The organism is Micromonospora inaquosa (assembly GCF_003857055.1).
Taxonomy (GTDB): Bacteria; Actinomycetota; Actinomycetes; order Mycobacteriales; family Micromonosporaceae; genus Micromonospora; species Micromonospora inaquosa.
In genome coordinates this window covers 1-9,057 of record NZ_QGSZ01000093.1, presented here as the reverse complement: position 1 = coordinate 9,057, position 9,057 = coordinate 1, and the positions used below count along the sequence as shown (strand labels likewise).

The following is a 9,057-nucleotide window of genomic DNA, read 5'->3' as shown; positions in this document are numbered from 1 at the left end:
CCCCCGCCCCCGTCGCGGCCAATCCCTTCGCCGCCGCCGCGGCCAATCCCGTCATCGTGGTCGGCGGGCTCAGCGGCGTCGCCGTCGCGTACGAGCCGATCGCCGCCCGGCTGCGCGCCGACGGCTACCGCACCTTCATCTACCAACTGCCCGGGTTGGGCCTCGGTGACATCCCCACCTCGGCCCGCGCGTTCGCCACCTACGTCAACCAGGTACGCGCCAGCACCGGCGCGGCGACGGTCGACCTCGTCGCCCACTCCGAAGGGGGCCTGGTCAGCCGGTACTACCTCAAGCGGCTCGGAGGCACCGGCGCCGTCGGCCGGTACGTCAGCCTGGGCACACCGCAGTACGGCACGTACGTCGCCAACATCGTGGCGTTCCTGGGCCTGGGCAACTGCGCCGGCGTCGTGGCCTGCCAGCAGATGACCATCGGCTCGGCATTCCTCGCCGACCTCAACGCCGGCGACGACACCCCGGGCGCGGTGCGCTACACCACCATCCGCACCCTGCAGGACGAGCTGGTCCGACCGACCGGCAACGCCGCCGTCAACGACGGTGCGACGAACGTGCTGATCCAGGCGTACTGCCCGCTTCGGGTGGTGGGACACCTCGGCCTGGTGCTCGACGGCACGGCGTACACCATCGTGCGCGGCGCCCTGGTCGACGGCCCGGTACGACCCAACTGCCTCGCGCTCTGACCCGCTCCGGCGCCCCGGGCGCCGCCGGCTGACCCGACGGCGCCCGGACCGGCGGGTCAGCTCGCCTTGGCGAGCGCCTCGAACTCGTCGTCGGTGAGCCGCACGTCGGCCGCGCCCACGTTCTCCTCCAGGTGCGCCACCGAGGACGTGCCGGGGATCGGCAGCATCACCGGCGAGCGGCGCAGCAGCCAGGCCAGCGCGAGTTGCACGGGCGACGCGCCGTGCGCGGTGGAGATGGCGTCCAGCGGGCCGCCCGGGCGGGCCAGCTCACCGGTCGCGATCGGGAACCACGGGATGAACGCGAGGTCGTTGCGCTCGCAGTACTCCAGCACGTCCTCGGCGCTGCGGTTGGCCAGGTTGTACAGGTTCTGCACGGACGCGATCGTGGTGATCGCCCGGGACTCCTCGATCTGCGCGACGCTCACCTCGGACAGCCCGATGTGCTGGATCTTGCCTTCCTCCCGCAGCAGGGCCAGCTCACCGAGCTGATCGGCGAGCGGCACCTTCGGGTCGATCCGGTGCAGCTGGTACAGCGGAATGTTGTCCAGGCGGAGGTGGCGCAGGCTCAGCTCGCACTGCTGGCGCAGGTACTCCGGGCGGCCCACCACCCGCCAGTCGCCCGGCCCGGATCGGGTGAACCCGCCCTTCGTCGCGATGACCAGGTCATCGGCGTACGGGTGCAGGGCCTCCCGGATCAGCAACTCCGAGACGAACGGCCCGTACGAGTCGGCGGTGTCGATGAACGTCACGCCCAGCTCGATCGCCCGGCGCAGCACGCGAACGGCCTCGGCCGGGTCCTTCGGGTCACCCCAGACACCCGGGCCGGTGATCTGCATGGCCCCGTAGCCGAGCCGGTTGACGGTGACGTCGCCACCGATCCGGTACGTGCCGGATGCCTTCGCGGGTTGCTCACTGATATTTGTCGCCATTGCCCGATCCCCAATCGTCTCGTCGTGGCGGGCGTGGACAGCGCGGGCGTGAAGAGCCCACCCGCCACCAATGGATCATCCCCCGGAACCTCACCGTCATGCCGGCGGTCGGTCGAGTGTGGCCGCGGACACGCCGTGGGCGCGCCGAACCGAGTTGCCGGGAAGCGCCCGGTATCACCGGGGTGTCCGTGCGACGCTGGCCGGAGCCGGTGCGTTCCGGCGCGACGGCGGAGGGAGCACCCATGGGAGTGCCGCAGGTCAACTTCGCGCTCGACACGTACGAGTGCATCGTGATCTATCCCGGCGCGGCCGGGCGGGCCCTGCCCGCCGAGACGGTGCAACGGTTGCAGGCCGAGCACGCCGAGCACATGCAGGCATTGCAGCGACGCGGCATCGTCCTGGTCGCCGGCTCAGTGGACGGGCCGGCCCGTGAGCCGGATCCGCCGATCGGCTTCGGGCTGGCCCGCACCGGCAGCGTCGATGACGTCCGCAGCGTGCTGGAGGCCGACCCGGCGGTGCAGGCCGGGCTCTACCGGGTGGAGGTGCTGACCTTCCTCTGCCCGGCCGGTTCCCTGGAGTTTCCGCTGGTGAAAGCGGGGAGCTGAGTCGCCGCTCCATCGGCGGCTGTCGTGATGGCGACGGCGTTCGCCCGCCCTCCGGTGCTACGGTCGCGCCCAGCGCGGGCCGCCGCCGGGGCGTACCCGGTGTCGTGGGTCGGCCCCGGTCGAGGAGTCGCCATGATCTCCGCCGCCACCCCCGATGTCGCGTCGGCCACCGCCCGACTGCGTGCCCTGCTCGGCGACCGGCTGCACGAGCCGGGCGATCCCGGTTTCGCCACCACCACCCGGCTCTGGAACGGCGCGGTGGCGCGTACGCCAGCGCTGGTCGCCCAGTGCCGGGAGGCCGATGAGGTGGCCGAGGCGGTCCGCGTCGCCGCCCGGTGTCACCTGCCCGTCTCGGTCCGCTCCGGCGGGCATGACTGGGCCGGTCGGGCGCTGCGCGACGGCGCGCTGGTGCTCGACCTGACCGGGCTGCGCGCCGTCCAGGTCGACCCGGACGCGGCCACGGTGACCATCGGCGGCGGCGCCACGGCGGCCGAGTTGCTCGCCGCGGCCCGCCCGTACGAGTTGGTGGTGCCCACCGGCACTGTTGGTGGCGTGGGGATGGCCGGGCTCACCCTCGCCGGTGGGTACGGCCCGCTGTGCGGCAGGTTCGGTCTGTCCCTGGACAGCCTGCTCGGCGCGGAGGTGGTTCTCGCCGACGGACGCCGGGTAACCGCCGACCCCCGGCACGACGCCGAGCTGTACTGGGCGTTGCGCGGCGGCGGTGGGAACCTCGGCATCGTCACCGAGCTGCGCTTCCGCGCCCACCGACTGTCCGGCGTGCTGGCCGGCATGATCATGTTCGCGTTGTCCGAGGCCCCGGCCGTGCTGCGCGGCTATGGCGCGCTGGTCGCCGAGGCCCCGGACGAGCTGACCGTGATGACCGGCTTCCTGCCCGGCCCGGCCGGCGAGCCGGTGATCTTCGTCTGCCCGTTCTACAGCGGCCCGGACCTGGACGCCGGGCTGCCCTGGATGGACCGGCTCCGTGCGCTGGGCACCCCGCTGGTCGACCAGATCGGTCCGATGCCGTACGCGGACGCGCTGCGGATGTTCGACGGCGGGATGGTCGACGGCAACCACTACCTGCTGCGGACCCGATGGCTGCCCGCGCTCACCGACGGCGCCGTAGGCCCGCTCGTCGACGCCGCCCGGCAGGTCAGCTCGCCCTTCTCCGCGCTGGCCGTGCACCACTTCCACGGCGCGGCCACCCGGGTCCGGCCCGCCGACACGGCGTTCGGGCTGCGCACCGAGCACCTGCTGGCCGAGATCATCGCGGTGTGGGCGCCCGGCGACCAGACCGGCCCGCACCAGGAGTGGGCCGAGCGGACCTCGGCGGCGCTCGCCCCGCACGCCCTGCCCGGTGGTTACCCCAACCTGCTCGCCCCGGAGGAGACCGACCGGGTCCGGCTCGCCTACGGCGCGAACTGGGAGCGGCTGCGCCACGCCAAGCGCCGCTACGACCCCCGTGACCTGCTCCACGCGGTGCCCACCCTGCCGCCCCCGGGACACCCGGAATGAGCCGCCACCTGCCGCCCGCCGGACACCCGGAATGAGCCGCCGCCTGCCGCCCTCGGGGCATCGACGGTGAGCCGCCGCCGGGAGCACCCCGACAGCGCACGCCAACGGAGGCGTACGATTCCCGGCGCGCGGTCGCTGATGCCCGTCGCCACAACGTGCCCGGTGCGGTTTTGCCCGCCGGCCCGACGCGCACCGCGCGTCGTTGGACACATGTTCCGCTGCTCGCAAGGGGTCGGCCCCGAGTCCGACCTGAAGGAGAGACTAGCCTGATGGGCGTGACACGCCGCGCGAAGATCGTCTGCACTCTTGGTCCCGCCACCTCGTCCCCGGAGCGCATCCGGGGTCTCGTCGAGGCCGGCATGAACGTGGCGAGGCTGAACTTCAGCCACGGCAGCCACGCCGACCACGAGGCGGTCTATCGACTGGTCCGGGAGGCGTCGGAGGCAGCGGGTAAGCCGGTCGCCGTCCTCGCCGACCTGCAGGGCCCCAAGATCCGCCTCGGTCGGTTCGCCGACGGCCCCCACGAGTGGCGCACCGGTGACTCGGTCGTCATCACCGGCGACGACATCATCGGCACCAAGGAGCGGGTCTCCTGCACCTACCGCAAGCTGCCGCAGGAGGTGAAGCCCGGTGACCGACTGCTGATCGACGACGGTCGGGTCGCCGTCGAGGTCACCGACGTCACCGGCAACGACATCCGCTGCCTCGTCACCGAGGGCGGCCCGGTCTCCAACAACAAGGGCGTGTCGCTGCCCAACGTGGCGGTCAGCGTGCCCGCCATGTCGGACAAGGACGCCGAGGATCTGCGCTTCTCCCTGGGGCTCGGCGTCGACCTGGTGGCGCTCTCCTTCGTCCGCTCGGCCGAGGACATCAAGCTCGTGCACGGGATCATGGCCGAGGAGGGCGTGTTCCGGCCGGTGCTCGCGAAGGTCGAGAAGCCGGAGGCGGTGGAGCACCTGGAGGCCATCGTTCTGGCCTTCGACGGCGTCATGGTCGCCCGTGGTGACCTCGGTGTCGAGATGCCGCTGGACGAGGTCCCGCTGGTGCAGAAGCGCGCCGTGCAGCTGTGCCGGGAGAACGCCAAGCCCGTCATCGTGGCCACCCAGATGCTCGACTCCATGATCGAGAATTCCCGCCCCACCCGCGCGGAGGCGTCCGACGTCGCCAACGCGGTGCTCGACGGCGCGGACGCGGTGATGCTCTCCGGCGAGACCAGCGTCGGCAAGTACCCGGTGCTCACCGTCAGCACCATGGCCAAGATCGTGACGACCACCGAGGCCGGTTCGATCGGGGTGCCGCGGTTGCAGCACGACCCGCGTACCCACGGTGGCGCCCTCACCGTCGCCGCCTCGTCGATCGCCCGGGCCATCAACGCCAAGGCGCTCGTCGCCTTCTCGCAGACCGGTGACACCGTGCGACGGCTGTCCCGTCTGCACTGCGACCTGCCGCTGCTGGCCTTCACGCCGGTCCCCGAGGTGCGCGACCAGCTCGCCCTCACCTGGGGCGTGGAAACCTTCCTGATGCCGTTCGTGCAGCACACCGACGACATGTTCCGCCAGGTCGACCAGGCGCTGCTCGGCCTCGACCGGGCCAACCCCGGTGACTACGTGGTGATCGTTGCGGGTAGCCCGCCCGGCACCCCCGGCTCGACCAACACGCTGCGCGTGCACCAGCTCGGCTCGCTGGTCGACGCCGCGTCGGCGCGGGCGCTGCAGTGAGCGACGGTCGGGTCGCGGTCGGCCAGGCGGCGGTAGACCAGCTGCTGGAAGTGCTGGACCTCGACCCGACCGGGGAAATGACCTTCCGGGGGATGAGCCCCCCGGTCGGTCCACAACGGGTGTACGGCGGCCAGGTCGCCGGCCAGGCGCTGGTCGCCGCCGGCCGCACCGTCGACCCGGAGCGGTTCGTGCACTCGCTGCACGGCTACTTCGTCCGCCCTGGCGACCCGGTCGAGCCGATCGCCTACCAGGTGGAGAACATCCGCGACGGTCGGTCCTTCTCGGTCCGCCGCGCGGTCGCCCTCCAGCACGACAAGCCGATCTTCTTCATGTCGGCGTCGTTCCAGCGGGCCGAGGAGGGCCTGGACCACCAGGCCCCGGCCCCGCTGGACGTGCCACCGCCGCAGGACGTGCCGACGATGACCGACCGGCTCTCCCGCTACCCGGAGCGGCTGGGCATCTGGGGCCAGATCCCCCGACCGATCGACGTGCGCTACGTGGGTGAGCCCGGCTGGGTCCGCCCGGGCGACCGGCCCGCCGACCCGCACCAGCGTGTCTGGATGCGCATCGACGGCAAACTGCCCGACGACCCCCTGCTGCACGCCTGCGCGCTCACCTACGCCTCGGACCTCACCCTGCTGGACTCGGTGCTCTCCGCGCACGGCGAGGTGTGGGGGCCGGGCGGGTTGGTCGGCGCGAGTCTGGACCACGCGCTGTGGTTCCACCGGCCGTTCCGGGCCGACGAGTGGTTCCTCTACGACTGCCTCAGCCCGTCGGCGTCCGGCGCGCGAGGGCTGGCCACCGGCCGGATGTTCACCACGGACGGCCGGCAGATCGCCAGCGCCGTCCAGGAGGGTCTGCTGCGGCGCGTCGGCGCCTGACGCGTCGACACATCCCCGCCAGGCACCTGGCGGGGATGAGCGGGTCAGGCCTGGTAGATGGCCTCTCCGGCGATCTCGATCTGCACCGTCTTGCCGACCAGCACCCCGCCGCTCTCCAGGACGACATTCCAGATCAGGCCGTAGTCCTCGCGGTTCATCTCGGCCGACGCGCTGAATCCGAAGATGTTCTGCCCGTACGGATCACGACGGGCGCCACCAAAATTCACCTCCAGGTCGACGGCCCGGGTGATCCCCTTCACGGTCAGCTCACCGGTGAGGACGAATCGTCCGGGAACGCCCTCGGATTGTGGCGGTGCAGTGTGACTCCGGCCTCGTCCGCCCAGCCGGTGGTTGCGCAGGCGCGCCCACTGGAATATCGGGTCCTCGGTGCCCCGCCATTTAATGCCGGTGCTTCGATATTCGAGGGTGGGAAAGCGCTCCACGTCGAGGAAGTCGGCACTCTTCAGATGCGTGTCCCGGTCGGCGCTCCCGGTGGTGATGCTGGCCGACATGATGGTGGCCGTCACCGAGGAGAGCAGCGGGTCCTCCGCCACGAAGATCTGCGCTGTGGCCTCGGCGAACTCGCCGCGTACCGGGCTGACCATCATGTGCCGGGACAGGAAACCGATCCGCTTGTGCGCCTGATCGAGAAGATAGGTGCCGGCGACCGGGATGGTCATGCCATCCCAGGTGCGTGTGGCGATATCGGTCATCGTGTTGCCTTCCCCCCGAGCACACCCGGGTGTTTATCAATATGTCGCTGGCGGCCGGGTAAACGGCCAGACATTCGTACTCCCGCCCAGCATAGGGACGCTCCGGACCGGCATTTCGCCCCCCACCGCGCGGTGGATCATGACGTGGCTCACCGGTCTCGGCCGGTGGCGCACCGGGGTGCCGGCGGCGCTGCTTTCCATCAATGCGTGGCCGATCGGCCGAGGGTCGCCCGCCTGCCCGGTTGACCAGGGACTAACCTTGCCGACATGCGCCTCTCCGCCCGGGTCGACTATGCCCTCCGTGCGGCCGCCGAGCTTGCCGCGACGGCCAGCGGTCCCGGGCGCGGCCGGCCGGTCACGGCCGACCAGATCGCCCGTGCCCAGGAGATCCCGCCGAAGTTCCTGGAGAGCATCCTGCTCCAGCTGCGCCGGGGCGGCATCGTGCACGCCCAGCGCGGCCCGGAGGGCGGCTACTGGCTGGCCCGCCCCGCCGAGGAAATCTCCCTCGCCGAGGTGATCCGGGTGATCGACGGGCCCCTCGCCCACGTCCGCGGGCAGCGCCCCGAGCAGCTCGGCTACCACGGCCCGGCTCGCGCCCTCCAGGAGGTCTGGATCGCGCTGCGGGCGAGCGAGCGGGAGATCCTGGAACTGGTCAGCGTCGCCGACGTGGCCGCGGGCACCCTGCCCGGGCGGGTCACCGAGCTGGCGGCCGACCCGCGCGCCTGGATCTGACTCGCCGGCGCGCCGGCCAGTTCCGCGTCACCCGGACGCCGACCCACGCGCGTCCCATCCACCGATCAGGGGCTTGACCCTGGCTGGCCCATCCCGCATTGTCGACTAAGTCGATAGGAGATGCCGAAAAGTCAGGGGGCGCTCGTGCGCAAGCTGTTGGTCCTCGCTCTGGTCGGGCTCGTCGCACAACTGATCGATGGTTCGCTCGGCATGGCGTACGGCTTGACCTCGTCCACTCTGCTGCTGGTCGCCGGGGTCGCCCCGGCCGCCGCCTCGGCCTCGGTGCACCTGGCCGAGATCGGCACCACCCTCGCCGCCGGGGTGGCGCACTGGCGGTTCGGCAACGTCGACTGGCGGGTGGTGACGCGCATCGCCCTGCCCGGCGCGATCGGCGCCTTCTTCGGCGCCACCCTGCTCAGTTCGATCTCCACCGAGGCCGCCGCACCGTGGATGGCCGGCATCCTCTTCACGCTCGGCGCGTACCTCCTGGTCCGCTTCGCCCGGCCGCTGCGCACCGACCGGGTCGGCGGACGGCTCCGCGGTCGTTTCCTCGGCCCCCTGGGCCTGGTCGCCGGCTTCGTCGACGCGACCGGCGGCGGTGGGTGGGGCCCGGTGGCCACCCCGGCGCTGCTGGTCTCCGGCCGGATGGAACCGCGCAAGGTGATCGGCTCGGTGGACACCGCCGAGTTCGTCGTGGCCGGCGCGGCCAGCATCGGCTTCCTGATCGGGTTGGGCTCGGAGGGATTCCTGCTCCCCACCGTCGCCGCGCTGCTCATCGGCGGGCTCATCGCCGCCCCACTGGCCGCCTGGCTGGTGCGAATCGTGCCGGCCCAACTGCTCGGCGCGGCAGTCGGCGGCGTGATCGTGCTGACCAACGCCCGCACCCTGATCCGCTCCGCCGAACTGGACGGTCCGGCCCGCCCAACCCTGTACGCCTTGCTCGCCGCCGGCTGGCTGGCCGCCGTGGTGTTGGCCGTCCGGGCTCTACGCCGTACCCGCCGCGCCCCGGTCAAACGTCGCCCTCGCCCAGGGTGAGTCACCAAGATCGCGCTACCTCCTGGATGTAGTGGTATCCCGGTTCGTCGAAGCCACCACATCCAGGATCGAGCGTGACCTTGGCGGCGGTGGGCACCCTGAGCCCTGCCCCCCGGTCGGTCGGACACGGTGTTCGTCGTCAAGATTCGCGCAGTATCGGGGATGTTGCTGTCCCGTGCGTCGGAGGCAGCAACATCCGGAAGTTGCGCAGATCTTGGCGCGGGGGAGCGG

9 protein-coding genes are annotated in these 9,057 nt (G+C 71.8%); 7 read left to right on the top strand and 2 right to left on the bottom strand.

Going from position 1 to position 9,057, the window contains the following annotated elements; translation table 11 throughout:
- A partial coding sequence (locus tag DLJ59_RS01865) for a lipase family alpha/beta hydrolase (protein ID WP_124770789.1) occupies positions 1–698 on the top strand: 698 nt, incomplete at its 5' end.
- A 56-nt stretch (positions 699–754) separates the two neighbouring features.
- Here the strand turns inward: DLJ59_RS01865 and DLJ59_RS01860 are convergent.
- On the bottom strand, positions 755–1,627 hold the full coding sequence (locus DLJ59_RS01860) for an aldo/keto reductase (protein WP_124770788.1): 873 nt from the start codon (positions 1,625–1,627) through the stop codon (positions 755–757).
- A 242-nt stretch (positions 1,628–1,869) separates the two neighbouring features.
- Here DLJ59_RS01860 and DLJ59_RS01855 point away from each other — a divergent pair, with 242 nt between their 5' ends.
- From DLJ59_RS01855 to DLJ59_RS01840, 4 genes are all read left to right on the top strand, one after another.
- On the top strand, positions 1,870–2,232 hold the full coding sequence (locus DLJ59_RS01855) for a YciI family protein (RefSeq protein ID WP_091407872.1): 363 nt from the start codon (positions 1,870–1,872) through the stop codon (positions 2,230–2,232).
- Between the two features lie 132 nt (positions 2,233–2,364).
- Complete coding sequence (locus DLJ59_RS01850; protein ID WP_158630765.1) at positions 2,365–3,747, top strand: FAD-binding oxidoreductase; 1,383 nt, start codon at positions 2,365–2,367, stop codon at positions 3,745–3,747.
- A gap of 269 nt (positions 3,748–4,016) precedes the next feature.
- On the top strand, positions 4,017–5,465 hold the full coding sequence (gene pyk, locus DLJ59_RS01845; RefSeq protein WP_124770786.1) for a pyruvate kinase: 1,449 nt from the start codon (positions 4,017–4,019) through the stop codon (positions 5,463–5,465).
- Positions 5,462–6,346: an acyl-CoA thioesterase gene (locus DLJ59_RS01840; protein WP_124770785.1), complete on the top strand. Its 885-nt coding sequence runs from the start codon at positions 5,462–5,464 to the stop codon at positions 6,344–6,346. Before pyk ends, DLJ59_RS01840 begins: the two co-directional genes overlap by 4 nt.
- Positions 6,347–6,390: 44 nt before the next feature.
- Here the strand turns inward: DLJ59_RS01840 and DLJ59_RS01835 are convergent, their stop codons facing one another.
- Positions 6,391–7,059 carry a YceI family protein gene (locus DLJ59_RS01835; protein WP_124770784.1) on the bottom strand — a complete coding sequence of 223 codons (669 nt, stop codon included), beginning with the start codon at positions 7,057–7,059 and terminating at the stop codon, positions 6,391–6,393.
- Positions 7,060–7,326: 267 nt separating this feature from the next.
- Between DLJ59_RS01835 and DLJ59_RS01830 the strand changes: the two genes are divergently transcribed.
- The gene (locus tag DLJ59_RS01830) at positions 7,327–7,791 is read left to right on the top strand and encodes an RrF2 family transcriptional regulator (protein WP_124770783.1); all 465 of its coding nucleotides are present in this window, start codon (positions 7,327–7,329) and stop codon (positions 7,789–7,791) included.
- Between the two features lie 120 nt (positions 7,792–7,911).
- Positions 7,912–8,826 carry a sulfite exporter TauE/SafE family protein gene (locus DLJ59_RS01825; protein WP_124770782.1) on the top strand — a complete coding sequence of 305 codons (915 nt, stop codon included), beginning with the start codon at positions 7,912–7,914 and terminating at the stop codon, positions 8,824–8,826.
- Positions 8,827–9,057 lie beyond the last annotated feature (231 nt).

Coding starts and splice junctions, on each gene's coding strand:
- DLJ59_RS01850 (WP_158630765.1), top strand. CDS start 2,365: ATGATCTCCGCCGCCACCCCCGATGTCGCGTCGGCCACCGCCCGACTG.
- pyk (WP_124770786.1), top strand. CDS start 4,017: ATGGGCGTGACACGCCGCGCGAAGATCGTCTGCACTCTTGGTCCCGCC.
- DLJ59_RS01855 (WP_091407872.1), top strand. CDS start 1,870: ATGGGAGTGCCGCAGGTCAACTTCGCGCTCGACACGTACGAGTGCATC.
- DLJ59_RS01825 (WP_124770782.1), top strand. CDS start 7,912: ATGCCGAAAAGTCAGGGGGCGCTCGTGCGCAAGCTGTTGGTCCTCGCT.
- DLJ59_RS01830 (WP_124770783.1), top strand. CDS start 7,327: ATGCGCCTCTCCGCCCGGGTCGACTATGCCCTCCGTGCGGCCGCCGAG.
- DLJ59_RS01860 (WP_124770788.1), bottom strand. CDS start 1,627: ATGGCGACAAATATCAGTGAGCAACCCGCGAAGGCATCCGGCACGTAC.
- DLJ59_RS01835 (WP_124770784.1), bottom strand. CDS start 7,059: ATGACCGATATCGCCACACGCACCTGGGATGGCATGACCATCCCGGTC.